Below are 18,809 nucleotides of genomic sequence, written 5' to 3'. Positions count from 1 at the left end.
TGAAGGGTGGGTCCTGCGGACCCACCCTGTACAGAAGCCTTATTTGTATATTCTGTTTCGTTCTGCTTCGAGGTTCTTCAGAATCGTATCGAGTCTGGAAGGGAAGGTCATGAATTCCACAAAGCCGTTCATACCCGCATTAGCCATTTCTGGATCAGTATCTCGATCATAGAACTGCATTACTCCGTCAGATGAAAGTATCATTTCCAGGCCTTTCTTAGCATGGTCGTCCGGTGCGGGAACATGCTTATTGGCAGCCAATCTTCCAAGTTCCGTGGCAAAGTATTCTTGCGCTTCCTTCGAAGCGATGAATTTGAGGAATGTCTTGCCTGCCTCTTTGTTCTTGGCATTTGCCGGCATCATGAAGCCGTCGATTGGTGTATCCTCGAACAGACCTACATTCCCGTCAATGACCGGGAACCTGAAGAAGTCAAGATCATCCTTCACATCAGGTGGAGCAACATCCTTTATGAACTGCCCCATCAGGTACATGCCTGCTTCACCTGTGAAGAGATAAGTGGCGGCTTCCTGCCATGTGTAGGATGTTGCATCCTCAATGAAATAACCGTTTTCGACAAGCTGTTTCCAGTAAGCGAAAACCTCCTTCATTCCATCATCCGTGTAGGGGATTTCCCCATTTGTAAGCTTAAGCGCATAGTCAATTCCGTTTACTCTCATGTTGAGGTAATCAAAGACCCCGGCTGCTGTCCAGAGATACTTCGTTCCTATAGTTATCGGGATCATGTTGTTTGTCTTGAAAGTCTCGCAGACATCCAAGAATTGCTTCCAAGTTACGGGAACAGTAATCCCAAGCTCTTCGAAAATGGATTTCCTATAGTACACGCCCCACCAATACCATGATTGTGGCAGGAAATAGATTTCGTCACCATAACTGGAAGCACTTACAAAGGCCTTTGGGAAGTCAGCTTCGAAACCATTCTCGAAAATATCGCCAATTGGTTCCAGGAGATCCTTGCTGGCAAAGTATCTCATTCTCTCTCCTGCAAACCAGGTGACAACGTCTGGCGGATTAGATGAAGTAAGCCAGGTTCTTAGGAGCACTTTGAAATCTTCGTGAGCAAATGTGTTGACGGTTACCTCAAAATCGGGGTACATGGATTCGAATTGCTGTACTAGTTCCCCAAACACTCTCTTCGGTTCCGGGTCGGACATGTAGGAATTAACAACAAGTTTTTGAACCCCCAAGCCAACCAGAGCCAATGAAACTAGCAGAACAGTTAGTAAGACTCTTTTCACTTTCGCCACCTCCTGTTTACGCACTCTTGCGCTGTATGAATTCCGGGGTGAAGACTATTTTTCTGACATCTTCACCCAATATAGTTTTGAAGGCTTCTTCCACCATGCTTCGAATCGGAATTCTTAAAGTAGTTATTCCTGCTATTTCGGCCATATATACATCGTCATAGCCGATTACTCTAACTTCACTTCCAAGCTTCACTCCTCTCTCTTCCAATGCCTTCATCACCCCCAGAGCCATCATGTCGTTATAACAGAAGAAGGCTTCTGGAAGCTTGTGTAGTTCCTTAACCCTTCTGCAAGATGCTTTCCAGTCTACTTCACAATACAAAACCTTATCCTCGGATACTTCTCCAAAACCTTTTCGAAATCCTTTCATTCTTCCTCTTGTAGTGAACTTTCGCGGATTTCCCATGATCATTACAGCATCACTAATTCCAGCGCTCCTAAGATAGGCACCGGCCTTCGACGCACCAGAAATCTCATCGATCGAAACCTCGGAAATCTCTTCATTTTCAAAATGAACTCCGAAAGATACTACTTCTGTTCCGGAACTTATCACATCTATTAGATGAGCGCTTTCATATCCTTCAGGAGCAACTACTATGGCATCAACCTTGATGTCGAGAAGCGACTTTATCGCCTTCTTTTCCTGGTCAAGCCTCTTGCTCGTGTCCGATACAATAACAGCCATATTGTTCTCTTCTGCAAGGTCTTCAAGATCTCCAACCACCTGCGAATAGAAGGGGTTTCTAATGTCTGAGACCACAATTCCGATTCTCCCCGCTTTCCCGCCCCTGAGAATTCTGGCATCCTTGTGAGGTTCGTACCCGAGCTCCTTTATGGCTCTTAATACTCTCTCTCTGGTCTCGTCGCTCACAGAATCCCTAGAATTTATCACTCTGGATACGGTCATCATAGATGTGCCCGCCTTCTGTGCAACTTCTCGCAAGGTGGCTCTCTTCAAGACTGATGATCCCCCTTTCACTTGTTAACGTTAACTGTTAACGTTAACATTATACATTCTTCTTTTCAGTTATCTAAGCCTTGTTATTTCTGATTGTGATCAGAGAGAGGCAATCTAGACCGAACGGAGGCGATTTTCTCTTTAGAGCGCATCCATAGATGAGCAGGCTGTTTGAACCAATAGGTATTTGCTGTCCAGAATCGAAGTAAATCACTAAACTACAGACGGTGTTCTGCAAAACAAAGGATCCACGAAGTACCTTAATTAATCCAATTCCCACTGGACGCTCGAAGTAATTCGAAGGATACTCGAAATTGTTTTGAGAAGCCTTTCCAGAGATTTCGGCCGACTCTCGAAAATTCGAAGACTTTGATATGAAGTGAAGCAGACTTCAGTCCGGAAAGTCTTCCGCAAAGTTCCCATTCTTCGAAGGTTACGGTTCTTTAGTACTGTGAGACTATGAGAAAAACGTTGACTTTCGATTTGATTCAGTTCACTGAGGGCTTTTCAGCGAAAATCAGATGACAGGTCTCATATAAGCAAGTACTGAAAACTCAGAGTACTAATGGATGGTATCACCTAATTCTCTGCAGAAAAAGAAATGCCGAAAAGTCAGGACCTTGAAAGGGTTGAGAATAGTCTTTGCCAGAGCTTTCTTCCGGAAGAAGCTACGAAAAACACTTTTGCGAGAATACGACACAGTAGTTAGAGACCTTAAGTCTTGTTTTCTGATATAAAGCTGGCACTATGCTTTTATTCTGGACGAGCATTGCCATTCAGGCAGATGTTTTGGGAGCCTAAGAATTACAAGTAGAATACGCATTTTTCCTTCTCGACCGGAACCGTCAGATGTCGTCTTCTCAGATGGGAATGATACTCTTGACAGACAATGAAGCTGAAAGCGGAATCTCATATTCTCTTACCAGAAGTGTGTAGATTATCCTTTTTCTTTGAAAGCCAAATCTAAGGAAACTCTAAGGAATGAATTGTAAAATAACTTGTATTGCTTGGACGAAGGGAGGTGCACAGGGATGAAGAAAGTAGTCATAATCGCAGTTGTACTTCTTCTGATAGCAACTCTCACGTATGCTGTTGGCCAGCAACTCAGAGGAAACAAAGGTTCTAAACTTGCTCCTGAAGAATGCCCGCGTTTTGTTGACGAGGATGGAGACACCGTCAATGACCTTTGCCCGAACGAAGGGGAGATGTTTCACAAACGTTTGAGGGCCGGCACTTGCGAAAACGAAAAGGCCTTTGGCGGAGGAAGAGGACTACGAAGAGGCCTGGGTAATCGCTGAGTGTGAGAATATGCATCTAGAGAGGGGGCCTATGCCCTCCTCTTTATTGTTTGCTCAGACTTGCTTTCGACCAGTACCAAGAGAGATTCAAGCTACTTACCTCTCTTTAGCCGGGGATCCTTGTGTGCGGCATCATGATCAGGCTACTCGTCTCAACGGTTTTGTGAAAAGAAAGATGGTTTATTACAATCAATAAGATAACCTGCCATGACAAAAGCCACGCTAACAACCGAAATGAAGATAAACAAAATAGCAAACGAACCGATTCCTTGCGAATATTCATCTACAGTGTTTAGAAACCAGTAAGGGTAAAAACCTGTAAGACTTCCCGTATGACGGCGACCGCTGCGTAAGCAGAGAATACATTGCCCACAAGATGGGATAGGGGAGTTTGCAAGAACTCTTCTCTTTAAGCTGAAGTTCCCCGACAGGAAATGAATGAAATCCTTTGTCAGAGAGAAAAAGACAAATAAATGTTGTGAAAGTGTAGACAGTAAGTAGTCAATTGTTAATTGACTTCACTCTTTCCTTTGTGTTATCATTCTGTTATGAAGAGCAAGCCTAAAGGCCTTTATTTAGCGAAGATTGTGAGTAAGTACAAGGACAGAGAATACTTCACTTATCTTCTCAGAAGAAGTTATCGCGAAGACGGTAAGGTGAAACAGCAAACAATAGCCAATCTTACTGAATTGCCAGAAGTTACTAGAAAATTAGTCAAAGAGAGTCTCCAGGGAAGAGTCTTCCTTCCTTCCGAAGAGGCTATAGAGATTACTCGTTCGAGGGCACATGGTAATGTTGCCGTGATAAAGAAGGTAATGGAGGATCTGGGTATTTCCAAATTGCTTTCTTCTCGAAGGAGTAGAGAAAGCAATCTGGTAGAGGCGATGATAGCTGCAAGGATAATAAACCCTCAGACTAAGCTTTCCACAATACGCTGGTGGGACAACACCACTATTCCAGAAGAGTTCTCTGTGGAAGATGCAGATGAAGATGAGTTATATATTGCTCTGGACTGGTTGCTCCAAAGGCAAGAGACGATAGAAAGGAAACTTGCGCAGAGACATTTAAGCGAAGGTGGTCTTGTTCTTTACGAAGTCTCTTCGAGTTACTATGAAGGAAGTCATTGTGAGCTTTCGAGTTATGGTTATAACAGAGACAGGAAGAAGGGAAAGAAACAGATAGTCTATGGACTCATGACGGATTCTAAGGGTATACCCATTTCCATACAGGTATATCCGGGCTGTACGAGTGATACCAAAACGATAGGGGAACAGGTAGAGAAGGTAAGAAAAGAATTCAAAGTAGAAAGGTTCGTCGTGGTTGGAGACAGAGGGATATTAACGCAGGGACAGATAGACGGATTGAAGGCTCTCGGTGGAGTTGACTGGATTAGTGCCTTCAGAGGGCCTACGATTAAGAGTCTCTACGAGAATGGGGAGTTACAGCTTAGCTTATTTGACGAGAGAGACCTTCTTGAGATAGACTCACCCGATTATCCTGGAGAGAGGTTAATAGTCTGCAGGAATCCCCTTCTTGCAGAAGAGAGAAGGAGAACGAGAGAAGACTTACTCAGGGCGAGCGAAGAAAAGTTGAACAAACTCATGAGGAGGGTCGCTTCAGGAAGGTTGAGGGAAGCGGGGAAGATAGGGCAGGCACTGGGGAGGATAGAGAACAGGTGCAAGATGGCCAAGCATTTCATCTTCACGATAGAGGATGGGAAGTTCGATTACAGGAGAAATGAAGAGAGTATAGCCTTTGAAGCTTCCCTTGACGGATTCTATATAATCCGAACCAGTGTAGAGAAAGAGAAGTTGACTGCAGAAGAAGTGGTGTACAGTTGCAAGTGTCTATCCAGAGTTGAGAGGGCATTCAGAACACTCAAGGGAGTGGATCTGAAGATACGGCCAATACACCACTGGCTTGAAAAAAGAGTAAGGGCTCACATATTTCTCTGCATGCTCGCTTATTATGTTGAATGGCATTTGAGGGAGTCATGGAAGAGCATGATCTTCACTGACGAATATGCCGATAGAGAACATGTACTACAGGCTGCTAGATCCGAAAGCGCGCTTGAGAAGACGAGAAAGAAGAAGTTGAGTGACGGGACACCGGTACACAGCTTTCAGACTCTTCTATCTGAAATGAGCACGATTGTCTGTAACGATGCCAGGGTACCTGCAGTACCGGAGATACCTTCATTCACGATAATAACAACTCCAAACGAGGTACAAAGAAAAGCACTTGAACTTGTCGGATTGAAACAACTCAGCAAACGTAGACAGAAATAACCGCTTCATTTCTCTGAAATCCTTTCAGATAGCTATTTCTTGCTTGTTCAGTTCTGGAACTTCAATTTAAGCAGCAACCAGCAAATTATCGCGCTGACGGTATAATATAGTGCAACAGGTTATTTGCCATCAAAGCCAGCCCTTCGGGGCGGTAGAGCCCGAAAGAAGAAAATGGAAACAGTCATCGTGACCATTATTCATAGCACTGACCCACCGGTCAAGATTTGTAATATTTCGTCGGCTCCAGGTGACTCTTGGCGTCTTCCGTCGAATACGATATTTGCAAACGCAACTACTAGGATGATAAGGTTAGTCTGCAACGTGTAGTAGCTGAACTGAGCGATGGCATCAGAAGGTCCTTTAGAAAGTGATAACTGCGAGACTATTACCAAAAGGGAAAGGCTGAGTACTGATAGTTCTGCAATTAGTCTTGCGTCTTTCTTCATCAAAGCATATCCCTTTCTTCGGAGTGAAGTCAACTGCTCGTAAGTGCTCCCCAATTTCCGTTGCCTAACGATGATTAGGCAATAGAGAATACTGTCTCTTCCTTAGGAAGCCACTCGCTTCAGCAATAATAGCAAGTCTCTTTACGAAAGAGATTTCAACCGTAACTTCATTAAGAATAGTTATTTCGTTAATTAGATTGAGGCTCGCTTATGATCTTACTTTTTGAAACGAAGAAGTATAATAAAGTAGATGTTACAGAGTTTTCAAAGGAGAAGATCGATGAGCTTATTCGATATGATATCGGAAAAGCTAAATGACGAGGAAACATCTTCAATGGTTGCGAAGTCTGTTGGAACTACTCCAGACAAGGTACAGAAGGTAACTCAGCTGGGACTGCCAGCACTATCGCAGGGGCTCGTACGAAACTCCTCTACCAAAGAAGGAGCCGAATCACTAAACAGAGCTCTGGATAAGCATCAAGATGAAAGCTTTGATAACGTGAAATTCGTCATTTGAAATTCTGACAGGAGCGAAGGGCAGAGGATTCTGAGCCACATTTTCCAGAAGCAAAAGAAAGACGTGGATTCCGGAATTCTTTCACAGATAGCGCCTTTGCTTCTGGCAGCACTGGGAAATGAGAAGAGGAAAAGCAATGTCGATTCATCGGGAATCGATAGTTTTCTTAGTAATATCGCAGCTAACAGCAACAGTGGCGGCATGATGTGAAAGACGACTGATTTGCTGGACAAGGATAAAGCCGGTAGTTTTCTCGATGATGCCGGTAGTTTCTTTGGAAAGCGCTTTAAGAAATAATTCGACAATTTCTACTGACGATCAGTCAGTATCCGCAATACAGGATTTTAGAAATAGCACAAATAGAAGGGAGGAATTTGGATGGCAAAGCTTACTATTGTTGAAGGAATCGGACCGGTATTTGAAAAGAAACTCAAGGATGCGGGTGTAAATTCAATCGAGGCTCTTCTGAAGACCTGCGCAACAAAGAAAGCACGGGCTGAACTTGCTAAGAAAACCGATATTCTTGAAGAGACTATCCTTACCTGGGTGAATCACGCAGACTTGATGAGAATCAAAGGAATCGGGGGGGAATACTCCGAGCTTCTTGAAGCCGCCGGAGTCGACACGGTGCCAGAACTTTCTAAGAGAAACGGTGATAACCTATATGAAAAGATAGTAGAAGTAAATGGGGCTAAGAAGCTTGTGCGAAAACTTCCAGCTAAGAAGCAGGTTCTTAACTGGATAGAACAGGCTAAGAAGCTGCCAAGAGCAATACAGTACTGACTTCAGCAAGACGTATTACGTAATACTGTGTGTGGAGAATGGCCGGGTTTACCCGGTCATTCTATTTGGAAGACCTAGGAGTTCTAGCGCCTGAAAACCAGTTGGAATTGTGTCAATGGTATAATTCTAAGTATTCGTATCCTCTAACTCTTCCAACACTTTTTGGAGGGATCAAAGTGAGAGTATCTGACAGAACAGACTATGTGAGAATTGAAACTTTGATAGTCAAATCATTTTCCAAATACTGGGGTTCTTCCAACTGGTGGATCGACCGGAGATATTCCTGAAGATTTTTTGTAGTTTGTTTTCGCAAATACAATTTCACAGGTTATTCGGCGTTCCAACGAGGACGAGAATGAGAATCAATCTAAGAGATGATCTCCCTATGCAGCAAGTTTCTTTTGGAGTCTGGGAGAAAGATGACAGAAGGGTATTTGCAGCAACTCATTCTGGAAACGATAGAACGGGGGAAAAAATGGATATAGCTTCATACAGCAAACAAAAACCTCCATCCAGATATTATTGATAAGGAAGGGCCTCAACATATGAAGTCGTTTCGTTTGGAGTGAACGTGAGTGTATCCATCTCTAGAACTAAACAATAGCACTGATCAGAAGAAACCTCCAGATCGGCCTCGAGCTAAGTATTTCGAAAACCCAATCAGCTGAGGTCAGTTCTTTCGAGGGCCTTCTCCAAACCAGGAAGTGCGAATTCCAGTTTATGCAGGGGGAAATAATGCAGAAGAGTTCTGAGAACACAAAATGGTATAAGCTTTCGGTAGAAGAAACACTCCAGAATTTGGACAGTTCGAAGCAGGGAATCTCATCAGAAGAAGCGACAGAGAGGTTAAGTAAGTTCGGCCCAAATGAACTTCCGAAGAAGAAACCCGTCACTATTCTGCAGATAGTTCTCTCACAGTTCAAGGATCCCTTGATCTACATTCTTCTAATTGCCGGCTTCATTTCCATAGTAATTGGCGAACCCGATGATGCTATCTTCATACTTGCTGTTGTGATCTTGAATGCAATACTCGGAACAACTCAAGAATACAAGGCCGAGAAGAGCGCTGAGGCTCTGCTGAACATCATGAAAGAAGAATCAAGAGTAATACGCAACGGGGAGACCAGAAAAGTGAACTCGAAGGAATTAGTGCCTGGGGACATCATTCTTGCCGAATCGGGCGATAGGCTGTCTGCCGACATCAGGTTGATAGAAACGAACAATCTCTCTTGCGACGAATCATTTCTCACAGGCGAATCTACCACAGTTGAGAAAAACACAGATCAACTGGATGAAGATCTTGAGATTGGCGATCGAAAGAATCTGGCTTTTGCCGGTTCAACAGTAATAACGGGTCGAGCAAAAGGGGTTGTAATTGCAACAGGCAGAAACACTGAGATCGGAAAGATTGCAGAAGTAGTTACCGGGGCCGAGCAAGGAAAAGCCCCTCTTGTAATAAGAATGGAGAAATTTACGCGTAGGATCGCGTATATAGTACTAGTTGCGGCGGCTGGATTCGCTCTCATCAGACTTCTTCAGGGATACCCTCTGTCTGACGTTTTCTTTCTCGCCGTGGCGCTCTCCGTTTCTGCCATACCCGAGGGGCTTCCCGTTGCTTTGACTGTTGCCCTTTCGGTCGCAACAAGCAGGATGGCAAAAAGGAACGTGATTGTTAGGAAGCTCGAAGCAGTTGAGAGCCTGGGAAGTTGCACGGTTATTGCGAGTGACAAAACTGGGACGCTAACTGTAAATCAGCAAACCGCCAGATTGGTGAAACTTGCTTCTGGAAAGGAATATGAGATAACTGGCGAGGGATACAACGACGAAGGGCAGTTTCAGGGAATCGATCATGAGATTCCGAAAGCTCTGAAGGAATTAATAAAAATCTCTGTCGTCGCGAATGAAGGCACTCTTGAAAAGACGAACGATCAGTGGCATCAAAGTGGCGACGCTATGGATGTTGCTCTTCTTTCGATGGCTTACAAATCGCGACTTTCGCCAAAGTCACTTCGCGAAGAGACTCGGGTTCTAAGAGAAGTTCCGTACGAATCGGAGAACAGATACTCTGCAGCCTTTTATGAAGAAGAAGGAAGGACGATTTGTGCTATGAAGGGCGCAACCGAGACGATCCTCGTGAAATGCAAAACCATGTTGAATGACAATGGAGGCAACGATAAACTCGACAGTAAAGCGATTGAAGCAAAAGCACTTTCATTAGCTGAAGACGGGTACAGAGTGTTGGCCTTTGCTTCAGGGAAAGTGGAAAATGAGGATGTTGAGATTGAGGAGATCAACGATCTTGTGTTCATCGGGCTCGTTGGATTCATAGATCCACTGAGAGCTGAAGTCAAAGATGCAGTGAGAGAAAGCCAGGAGGCGGGAGTTAGGGTCATCATGATAACCGGAGATCACCCGTCCACGGCCTTGGCAATTGCAAAAGAACTCAAAATCATCGCAGCAAACGACAAGGTTGTTACCGGCAAGGATCTGGAGAACGCCGGCGACCACGAAGGTAAGGAGTTCACTGACCTATGCCTTTCTTCTACTGTCTTTGCAAGAGTATCTCCTGTCCAGAAGCTTCATATTGTTGAAGCGCTGAAGAGAGAAGGACACTTCGTAGCAGTTACGGGTGACGGTGTAAATGACGCGCCAGCACTGCAAAGGGCGAACATTGGCGTAGCAATGGGGTCAGGTACGGATGTTGCCAAAGATACCGGTTCGATAATCATAACAGATGACAACTTCGCTTCAATAGTATCGGGAATAGAGGAAGGTAGATTCGCGTTCGCAAATGTGCGCAAAGTGATCTACCTGCTAATATCTACGGGCGCTGCGGAACTCCTGCTATTTGTTCTTGCCGTGCTGTTCAACGTTCCTCTCCCATTGGTTGCTGTCCAGATTCTTTGGTTGAATCTTGTTACCAACGGAATTCAAGATGTTGCTCTAGCCTTCGAAAAAGGCGAGCCCGGAGTCATGCGGAAGCCACCAAGAAGAACCGACCAGGGTATTTTCGACCGACTGATGATTGGAGAGACGATTTTGTCAGGGTTCTCGATGGGACTTATCGCTTTTGTTGCCTGGATGGTGCTTCTGGCTTCAGGAATGGAAGAAGGCTATGCAAGAAACTTGCTTCTTCTCCTCTTAGTCCTGATGCAGAACGTTCATGTTTTCAACTGTAGATCAGAAACTGAGTCAGCCTTTAGAGTACCCCTTAGCAGAAACTACATTCTCATTTTCGGAGTCTTTGCAGCACATGGACTTCATCTGCTTGCGATGAACACTTCCTTATTCCAGAATCTGCTCGGAGTTTCTCCGGTTTCGATTTCGCAGTGGCTTATTTTGCTGGCATGTGCGACGCCTTTGCTGATAGTAATGGAGCTTTTCAAGGCGTTTCAGAGAAAAAAGACGCATAACTGATTGCGATATCTTAAAGACGACTTCGACTCAGAAATCAGAGTTCTTCATGATGAAACCCAAGAGCATGCTGTTCAACACATCCGGCTTTTCAAATATCGTCACATGGCCGCTATCGGGAATTACTGCAAACTCGGCCTTCTGGATTCGATCGGCTATAATCTTGGAAAACTTTCTGGGCTTCAGAATATCTTCTTCCCCGCAGACTACAAGGGTTGGACAGCTAATTCTCTCGAGCAGGTCAGTCATGTAAACGTCCCCCAAAAAAGTTTCATATAGGGCAATCTGGCCTTCAAAGTAATCGGAATTGACTTTTTCAAGGGACATCGCTCTCTCTTCAAGCATCTTCAAGTTGTTTCTAATGAAGGAATCACCATAGATTGTCGGCACCATGTCCCAGAAGAACTTCTTTGGATTTCCACCTTTGGCTGCATTCTTCCAACCTCTAACAAAAAGCTTGAGAACTTCGTCGAGCTCGCTTACCGAATCGATGACCGAAATCGATTTCACGGTGTCCGGAAAATCTATCGCAAACCTTAGGGCAACTTCTCCGCCGTAAGAAGTACCGATAATGTGTACTTCATCGATACCAAGCTCCTTCATGAGAAGATAGGCTTCTTGAGCATGTTCTTCGAAAGTGTAGGGACCCTCAGGTTTTTCCGAGAGAAGCTGGCCCTTGAAATCGTGAAGGAGAATCTTGTACCCGAATTTCTCAAAGACACCCGTCTGAAGCGACCAGCTGTTTGCAGAAGCCATAACTCCATTGAAAAAGGCGACCGTTCTTTTCCCTTCTTCGTTCCCTCGGATCTCATAATAAAGTCGAGTTCCATTAATTGTTTTGTAAGCCATTTTGTCCTCCCCTCAATACTTTACTGTTTAACGACATAACATAAACTACGGGATTACGACATTGCTGTTCAAGAATGCTCATCTCCAAATGAACGGATTGCTTCGCTGAAGGAGTTCCTGAAGCCATTACGACAGTGACAAGCACTGGATCTTTCTTCGTCGGTGAGATCAACAAAGTACTTACCAGACTGAATATCTACAGAGGGCGAATTCAGAAGAAAACCTTCAACTCTTGCCGGTTGAGGTCTGCTCACAAGATAAAACGTCTCTTCAATCGTGTCATCCATCAGCCAGCGTTTCTGATCGTCGCTCAAGATAAGAAAGATGGTGTTTCTATAATGAGTCACTGATAGCCCTCGAGTTCAGCTGAGAGTTCCTTTAGTGGTTGATCATCTCCTCATCATTCAAAGGCTTGTCACCCAGCCTTCTGAACTTCACTCTCGGCTGAAGTTCAGAATCAAGTTCTTCAACGAAAAGCCCGGAATCACAAGCAAACGTAGGTCTGCCGATGAAGCGGTAGTAAGTTTCCGCCTTTGCTCGAACATTGTCGAGCGGACTTGATCCGATCTCTTCGACAATTGGAAGATGCTTGGATGAACATAAACCTCTTAACTGCATATACAATCCGGAAAGCATCTTCCTCATGCTCATCACTTTAGCCGGGTTTCTTGTTCCGTAGATGAGTTCCATACCTACGATCCTCCGAACCACATTGTATTCCTTTCTTCAATGATAACACCCTCAGCCTTTTGCGATTTCTCATCCAGATGAGTCCATTCGCTCTTAAGCAGTCTTTTACCTATTGGTATAAATGCTGAGAGAAATCGTTGAGCGAGAACTCCGCTGGAGAGAACGGATTACCGAGGACCCGTTCCAGTTGAATTGTCTGTGTCGCTTGTGTTGGGACCTCAAAAGCATGTACTGAAAACGCAAGGAAGTCGACTTCTCACTGCTGTAATGACGGCATTCATAACGGCATGCTATCCGCTCTAGGTATAACGGGCGGACAGGGACCAGGTCAGAAACTCGGTAAATTGATGGAAGCAGTCGGAGGGATTGTGTTGATCTCGATTGGCACAAAAATTCTCTTCGAACATCTCCACTAGATCTTTTGCACTAGTCTTTCGATGGTTCCGGCTAGTTGTTTCCCGCTTTCTATAAGATTAGATTCAACCTCCTTCAAATCCTGTTTCATCTGTAATCCTTTGAAGTTTTTCGTCCCGACTACATTCGCACCGGCCTTTTCAGCTTTTGCGGAGAATCTCTTTAGAGCTTTCTTATTTTTCTCACCGGCTCCTACACCTACTAGGAACACACTCTTGCCTTTCAAATCGGCCTTGTTGACAAAGGTATTCATCTGAGATGAAGGATGCCAGGCGAAAATTGGAGTTAGCAGCACCAAGAACTCGAAACCGCCGACATCTGGAAGAGGTTCTTTCAAAGGACTTCCCAGGCCAAGCAGCGCAGAGAACCCGGATATCGATTTCCCTGGCTTTTCATCTTCAAGTTTGAAAAGCTTTGCACCAACAGAATCGGCAAAGTTTTCCGCAATTTTCTTTGTCGAACCAGATCTACTGTAATATACTGCACAGAGTTTCACACCGATCATCCCCTGTTTTCCAAAATTGATCTTCCACTGGAAATTACTTCGACTATCTGGAAATCCCGATCAATGAATAAGATGTTTGCAGAGCCTCCCCTCTTGAGCAGTCCAATTCCCTTTTTCTGAAGATGATAGAATGCAGCCGGGTTTGCTGTAAACGGCTTCAAAGCTTCATGTACAGGAAGACCTCTGTCTTTGACCAATGTTGTGAAGGTCTTCAAAAGAGTATCGACCGGAGCCGACCTTATCCCGACCAGATTCTTTTCTTCATCGAATCTGGGAAGAGAACCGAGGCCATCAGAAGAGACACAGATCCTGTCGAATCTGATCTTCTTGCTGTAGATGTCTTTTAGAACCAGGTGTGTGCTGTGTTCATTGGCAGTGATGTCAATATATCCGCCCTTGTTGCTCACCCAGTCGATACCCTGACTTAAGAGTTCCTCCGATCGACAGATGTGCGTAGGGATAATCTGTCGGGGATTAAGAGTTCCGTCGGCAACTGCTTCATAAAGAGGTTTAAGCTTCTCCTGACCATCTCCAAGATGCAGGACGGTCACTCCAGCCTTGCCGGAAAGCATTCCGGCCACACGCGCGTCCATAGCAAATCTCTGAAGCTCTGTGGAACTAAGGTTGCTGCTTCTATGATCCGAGACGGCCACCTCACCCACGCCGATTATCTCGGGAATGAATACAATATCCCTCATGACATCCCCCGTTAGCGTCATCAAAGGGTATCTGTAAGAGCCTGTCAGCATGTAAGAATCTATCCCGGAGTTTCGGAAGTCCCTAACCTTTGCAAGCAACGAAGCGTGCTCTCTGGTAACACCATCGGTGCCCAACATTCCGACAACTGTGGTAGTACCGACTTCGGCGAATTGCTGTGCAGAACCTTCAGGAGTTCTTGTCGAAAAGCCTCCTTCTCCGCCTCCCCCAATTAGATGCACGTGTCCGTCAACAAATCCGGGAACCGCATACGACTCACCCAGGTCGAATACATCTCCGCTGAGCGACCGCACGGCCGATTCATCAATCCCTTCATCGATTTCGACAATCCTCTCTCCAGAAATCAGAATGTCTTTCCTTCCGAGAGGTTCTGGAGCATATACCTGAACGTTCTTAAACAGAGTTAACATTTATTCCTCCCCTTCCGATCCATAGGCCATAACAGCTTCAAAGGCTAGATCGCGCATTTCGTAATAGTCCTGGAAGGATCTCACCGCCAATATGTCCGGCATAAAAGCTTCCGATGTATCGGATGTCGTCTTCCAATAGGTGGTTGAACAACTTACTAAAATTCCAGAGTTAGGCAGCTGAAATCTCTCTACCTCACCATAGTGCCTCGGACTGCCTCCGGTTGGTTCACCCACAAAGATCGCGTTTGTGCGTTTTCTCATGGAAATGGCATTGAGAACTGCCGAAGAGAAGGTTCCGCGATCGATTAGAACAAAGAGCTTTCCAGTTCTGTTCAATCTCCAATCTATCATCATTCTTAGAATGAAGGGTTCCAGAACAACCGAGCTGCCTCCTCCATTTCCCCTGAGATCAAGAACGAACTTGTCTACTGGGTTTGTCCAGGTGAATAGAAACATTTTCCAATTAAACAGTATGAACGGGTTTCCTTTTTCCGAACCACATGAAGCGTAATGAAAGTGGAGTGTCTTTGAATCAGGGTAGTACTGATACCAGTACTTCCTTCCTTGATAGGTTCTGTCAATCTCATCCACTCTCTTCTGTATCCAATGAAATCCTTCTTGTTGAGGCTTTACGACGGCTTCAATTATCTCTCCTTCCTTTTCGACCTTAAGAAGAAGATCTCCATCCATGTCAACCATTCCCAGGCCCTTCATAATCTCTTCTTTATTCAAATAGTCAGAGTGAGAATGGAGAAATCCCCACTCATTGTCATATGATACAACCTTCCTCAATCTTTCCAACGCGTCTTCGACTTCCATGCCCGCAATCTCAACTACTCTGCAGTTCAGTAGATACTGTTCACTATCCGATGTGGCAACTATATAAAGCCCATCAGTGAACCAGTAAGTGTAAACTGGATACACAGCAAGCCTGCTATCAGGGTAGATCGCCGTGTGGCCGTCTCCAAGCGATGCGACGATCTCTGTAAGCCTTGTGTAGATCTCGCTGGACGACAGGTCGTCCAGATCGCGTTCCAGGCTTTTCAGAAGGCTTCTGAACATACCCTCATCTGTATTGAAAAAGGGATTAGGGTGAGTGCTCAACAGCTTCTCTTCGAGAAACCTGATGTCCTGCCTCCACTCCTCTGTAGATAGATCTTCCAGGCCCTGAGCGAAAAGTGGCAGTGCTAATGAGAGCAGAAGGAAACACATGGATAGAATTCTCTTCATCTTCACCATCCTTTCTGATATTCTACGAGATTTTATCATTTACGTTGGGTCTGAAAGACATCCAGCCAGTTGTTCTCAAGAAAAGAGCCTTATTGAATCAACTATGTATAATTCTTACATAAGTAGTAATGCACCAATAAAGGCAAACACATAACATCTTAGAATTTGACTCATGCAACAGACAGTCTGTTCTCTGCTTGGCAAGTCGATTCGCAGAATTGAAAAGGCTTTCATTGAGAGCGTGACCTGACGAAGAGTCCAGACTGGCAACGGTAGAGAAATATCTCCTTCGTCAAGCATATCAGGCGTCAAGAGAATGAAGAAAGTGATTTTCTCAATCCCGGAGGGGAGGTCTCAATGTTTATCCTGTGGACTCTCATTGGCTTTTTTTCTGGCTCCATAATGTATTCCAAAATAATATACGAAAAAAAGACTCGTCAAAAGATCTCGAAGATTGGCGACGGCAACCCGGGATCTTCCAATGTGTTAAGAGGAGCAGGGCTGTTACTCGGGCTTCTTGCAATGGCTCTCGACTATTTCAAGGGGTATCTGCCCGTGTTGCTTGCCCTCTCGATTGGAGGCATTTCCGGCTGGGAGATGGTACCCGTCGCAGTATCTCCGGTCCTGGGTCACGCTTTTTCACCCTTTCTGAGAATGAATGGAGGTAAGGCTGTGGCGGTCTCTTTCGGCATCTGGTCGGGTCTAACCCAATGGGTTGGACCTTCAATAATCGGAGCGTTCATGTTGGGGTTCTCGTTCGTCATAAATCCCAGGACCGATGGCTGGAAGGTAATTCTGAGCATGTGCGGTCTCCTAATCTTTCTCGTCATTCAAATGAACACCCTCGCTATCTTTATATGGGCGATTAACACTTCAGTTCTTGCTTTCAAACACAGAAATCAGCTTGCTTTTCCCATAGCACTCAAGCTTCGGAGGAAGATTAAATGACCTCTCTCCTCTTTCAGTCAATATCGATTACCCTATTCCTGGGGATGATGTTTGTAATTTCAGTCTCTAATGCGATACTGATGAAAAAGATCAGCCGTTTCGAAGGAATTCTCCACGGCCCTTTGGTTTCCGTACTGATTCCCGCTAGAAACGAAGAGAAAAACATCTCGAGGTGCGTTTACTCCCTTCTGAATCAAGATTACCGCAATCTCGAATTAATCGTACTCGACGACAGCTCATCCGACGCCACACTCCAAATCCTTGAATCAATGACAAGCGAGTTTAGCAACCTCAGAGTAATTAAGGGAGAAGCTTTGCCCGAAGGATGGCTTGGAAAGCACTGGGCATGCCACCAGCTTGCAAGAGAAGCGAAGGGAGAGATCCTACTTTTTACAGACGCCGATACCGTTCACGCTTCCTCCACAGTTTCTCACGCGATAGGCGTCATGATTGGAGAAAAAACGGATCTGTTGACGGCCATTGTCAAGGAGAGGACAGATACGCTAGGTGAATTGATAACTATACCATTCATGATTCACAGTGTCTTCTCGATCTTTCCACTCGCAATCGCATATGGCAAGAGGTTTAAATCACTCGCGGTAACAAGCGGTCAGTTCATGATGTTCAGAAAACAATCCTATCTCTCAATCGGAGGCCATGAGGCAGTGAAGGACCACGGGGTCGATGATATCTCTCTTGGCAGACTGATAAAAAAGGCAGGAATGAAATGGAGATTGTACGATGCTTCCGATCTTGTAGAGTGCAAAATGTATGATGGATTCAAAGCTGCATATTTTGGGTTTCTTAAAAACTACTTCTCCCTCTTTGACTACAGAATCATTCCCGCGGCCTTTGTTTGGAGTTGGATGCTAACTTTAGATTTCTTTCCTCTCATAGTAGCTTTACTATTCATCTTTGGAGTTGCTATTCCAGAGTCTGCAGGAATTCTGTCTCTGATTAGTCTGACTCTCTCGTTCAGCATGTGGTTTTTCGCCAGCGCAAAGTTTTCACTCAGGCCCCTGGTGATTTTTTTGTATCCGCTAATCACGATCATCTCATCAATTATCGGATTCCATTCGATAATTGTTCACCTTTGTGGAGCTGCGAAATGGAAAGGTAGGGTGCTTGTAAAGAAGAAATCACGCTTATTTTTGTGATTGTCTGAACCGACTACTGAATAATCATGTAGAATCGGTTCGTATGACACAACTTTCTGAGGGAATGGTATTTTGAAGCGTTTGAAGATCTGGTTGGTAGTTGCCGGCATAATCGCCTACGTTTTTTTGATAGAACCAAACATCCTGACGGTCGAAAGGCTTACTTTCTCGGAAGAACCTTCGGCGAAAATTGCTTTCTTTGCCGATATTCACATCTGGACGAAGAAACCTATTTACGATCATCTTCTTGAAAGGCTCGTCGAAGAAGGGGTAGATCTGATTCTTTTTGGGGGCGATGTTTTGTCGCCTTACACAGATATGGAGTACATGAAAAGTTACTTCTCCGAACTTGCCAGAATAGCGCCGGTGTATGCCGTGTACGGCAACTGGGAAGAATCGGAAACTGACGTGATGGGGAAGATCTATGAGGAACTGGGGATAAACGTGGTCCATACTCGTTCGGCAATAATCCAGATTGCAGACAAGAAACTGGGATTGACAGGGACTCCGTCTCACCATTACTTTTCATGGACAAGATTTCTACCCGAAGACAATTACGATCTAAAGATACTGATGGTACACGCGCCAAATCTGCTTGAAGAACACATGGACATTCTAGAGGGGTATGACCTGGTACTGGCCGGACATACACATGGTGGTCAGTTCTATATACCCTGGTTGACCGAGGCTATACTGAAGACTTCAAGGGGATTTAGCGGGGACTACTTCAGAGGTCTCTACGAAACCGACGGAACAAAGATCTTCGTGACCAGGGGAGTCGGAGGATGGTTTCCGGGAAGATTGGCAAGTCCTCCCGAGATCATATTCATCGAGTTCTAAATTCCACTAGTCTTCATTCGATTCCTCCTCAGTTCCTGCTGCCTTCATCTCTTTCTGCTCGATCTTTCAAAGCTTCGAA

At 44.9% G+C, this 18,809-nt stretch carries 19 protein-coding genes; 10 read left to right on the top strand and 9 right to left on the bottom strand.

The genetic code is table 11. The features are described from left to right. Positions 1–39: 39 nt before the first annotated feature. Both B3K42_RS05850 and B3K42_RS05845 read right to left on the bottom strand, forming a co-directional pair. The gene (locus tag B3K42_RS05850) at positions 40–1,257 is read right to left on the bottom strand and encodes an ABC transporter substrate-binding protein (protein WP_292597485.1); all 1,218 of its coding nucleotides are present in this window, start codon (positions 1,255–1,257) and stop codon (positions 40–42) included. Between the two features lie 16 nt (positions 1,258–1,273). Continuing rightward, positions 1,274–2,224, bottom strand: a complete 951-nt coding sequence (locus B3K42_RS05845) for a LacI family DNA-binding transcriptional regulator (RefSeq protein ID WP_292597482.1) — start codon at positions 2,222–2,224, stop codon at positions 1,274–1,276. Positions 2,225–3,255: 1,031 nt separating this feature from the next. Here B3K42_RS05845 and B3K42_RS05840 point away from each other — a divergent pair. Both B3K42_RS05840 and B3K42_RS05835 read left to right on the top strand, forming a co-directional pair. Further along, positions 3,256–3,522 (top strand): hypothetical protein, encoded by a 267-nt coding sequence (locus B3K42_RS05840; RefSeq protein WP_292597479.1) that lies wholly within the window; start codon positions 3,256–3,258, stop codon positions 3,520–3,522. Positions 3,523–4,109: 587 nt separating this feature from the next. Beyond that, positions 4,110–5,810, top strand: a complete 1,701-nt coding sequence (locus B3K42_RS05835; protein WP_292597476.1) for an IS1634 family transposase — start codon at positions 4,110–4,112, stop codon at positions 5,808–5,810. Positions 5,811–6,007: 197 nt separating this feature from the next. On the opposite strand, the gene B3K42_RS05830 is transcribed toward B3K42_RS05835, so the two are convergent. Continuing rightward, the gene (locus B3K42_RS05830; RefSeq protein ID WP_292597474.1) at positions 6,008–6,256 is read right to left on the bottom strand and encodes a hypothetical protein; all 249 of its coding nucleotides are present in this window, start codon (positions 6,254–6,256) and stop codon (positions 6,008–6,010) included. Between the two features lie 280 nt (positions 6,257–6,536). Here B3K42_RS05830 and B3K42_RS05825 point away from each other — a divergent pair, with 280 nt between their 5' ends. From B3K42_RS05825 to B3K42_RS05810, 4 genes are all read left to right on the top strand, one after another. Next, positions 6,537–6,773 (top strand): DUF937 domain-containing protein, encoded by a 237-nt coding sequence (locus tag B3K42_RS05825; protein WP_292597471.1) that lies wholly within the window; start codon positions 6,537–6,539, stop codon positions 6,771–6,773. A 378-nt stretch (positions 6,774–7,151) separates the two neighbouring features. Beyond that, positions 7,152–7,556, top strand: a complete 405-nt coding sequence (locus B3K42_RS05820) for a DUF4332 domain-containing protein (RefSeq protein WP_110991309.1) — start codon at positions 7,152–7,154, stop codon at positions 7,554–7,556. A gap of 355 nt (positions 7,557–7,911) precedes the next feature. Beyond that, entirely contained in the window at positions 7,912–8,082 is a 171-nt protein-coding gene (locus B3K42_RS05815; protein ID WP_181419151.1) for a hypothetical protein, read from the top strand. Between the two features lie 209 nt (positions 8,083–8,291). Further along, positions 8,292–10,973 carry a cation-translocating P-type ATPase gene (locus tag B3K42_RS05810; RefSeq protein WP_292597465.1) on the top strand — a complete coding sequence of 894 codons (2,682 nt, stop codon included), beginning with the start codon at positions 8,292–8,294 and terminating at the stop codon, positions 10,971–10,973. A 27-nt stretch (positions 10,974–11,000) separates the two neighbouring features. Here the strand turns inward: B3K42_RS05810 and B3K42_RS05805 are convergent, their stop codons facing one another. The 3 genes from B3K42_RS05805 to B3K42_RS05795 all read right to left on the bottom strand — a co-directional run bounded on the left by B3K42_RS05805 (position 11,001) and on the right by B3K42_RS05795 (position 12,509). After that, positions 11,001–11,819 (bottom strand): alpha/beta fold hydrolase, encoded by an 819-nt coding sequence (locus tag B3K42_RS05805; RefSeq protein WP_292597462.1) that lies wholly within the window; start codon positions 11,817–11,819, stop codon positions 11,001–11,003. A 68-nt stretch (positions 11,820–11,887) separates the two neighbouring features. After that, positions 11,888–12,166, bottom strand: a complete 279-nt coding sequence (locus tag B3K42_RS05800; RefSeq protein WP_292597459.1) for a hypothetical protein — start codon at positions 12,164–12,166, stop codon at positions 11,888–11,890. A gap of 31 nt (positions 12,167–12,197) precedes the next feature. Next, on the bottom strand, positions 12,198–12,509 hold the full coding sequence (locus B3K42_RS05795) for a non-canonical purine NTP pyrophosphatase (RefSeq protein ID WP_292597456.1): 312 nt from the start codon (positions 12,507–12,509) through the stop codon (positions 12,198–12,200). A gap of 287 nt (positions 12,510–12,796) precedes the next feature. On the opposite strand from B3K42_RS05795, the gene B3K42_RS13850 reads away from it, so the two are divergent. Next, positions 12,797–12,925: a manganese efflux pump gene (locus B3K42_RS13850; protein ID WP_414674509.1), complete on the top strand. Its 129-nt coding sequence runs from the start codon at positions 12,797–12,799 to the stop codon at positions 12,923–12,925. On the opposite strand, the gene B3K42_RS05785 is transcribed toward B3K42_RS13850, so the two are convergent. The 3 genes from B3K42_RS05785 to B3K42_RS05775 are packed head-to-tail and all read right to left on the bottom strand — an operon-like array spanning position 12,922 to position 15,785. Then, a complete protein-coding gene (locus B3K42_RS05785; RefSeq protein WP_110991243.1) occupies positions 12,922–13,419 on the bottom strand; it encodes a flavodoxin family protein in 498 nt (165 codons plus the stop codon). The genes B3K42_RS13850 and B3K42_RS05785 overlap by 4 nt on opposite strands. A gap of 5 nt (positions 13,420–13,424) precedes the next feature. After that, on the bottom strand, positions 13,425–14,555 hold the full coding sequence (iadA, locus tag B3K42_RS05780) for a beta-aspartyl-peptidase (RefSeq protein ID WP_292597453.1): 1,131 nt from the start codon (positions 14,553–14,555) through the stop codon (positions 13,425–13,427). Continuing rightward, positions 14,556–15,785 (bottom strand): S41 family peptidase, encoded by a 1,230-nt coding sequence (locus B3K42_RS05775; protein WP_292597451.1) that lies wholly within the window; start codon positions 15,783–15,785, stop codon positions 14,556–14,558. Between the two features lie 357 nt (positions 15,786–16,142). On the opposite strand from B3K42_RS05775, the gene B3K42_RS05770 reads away from it, so the two are divergent. The 3 genes from B3K42_RS05770 (at position 16,143) to B3K42_RS05760 (ending at position 18,730) form a co-directional block, all read left to right on the top strand. Next, a complete protein-coding gene (locus B3K42_RS05770; RefSeq protein ID WP_292597448.1) occupies positions 16,143–16,733 on the top strand; it encodes a glycerol-3-phosphate acyltransferase in 591 nt (196 codons plus the stop codon). Beyond that, positions 16,730–17,890 carry a glycosyltransferase gene (locus B3K42_RS05765; protein ID WP_292597445.1) on the top strand — a complete coding sequence of 387 codons (1,161 nt, stop codon included), beginning with the start codon at positions 16,730–16,732 and terminating at the stop codon, positions 17,888–17,890. Before B3K42_RS05770 ends, B3K42_RS05765 begins: the two co-directional genes overlap by 4 nt. 72 nt (positions 17,891–17,962) lie before the next feature. Then, positions 17,963–18,730 (top strand): metallophosphoesterase, encoded by a 768-nt coding sequence (locus B3K42_RS05760; protein WP_292597442.1) that lies wholly within the window; start codon positions 17,963–17,965, stop codon positions 18,728–18,730. The last annotated feature ends 79 nt before the right edge of the window (positions 18,731–18,809 follow it).

This window comes from Mesotoga sp. UBA6090 (assembly GCF_002435945.1).
GTDB lineage: Bacteria > Thermotogota > Thermotogae > Petrotogales > Kosmotogaceae > Mesotoga.
Note: the sequence above shows the minus strand (reverse complement) of the source record. Positions and strands in the feature narration are given on the sequence as shown.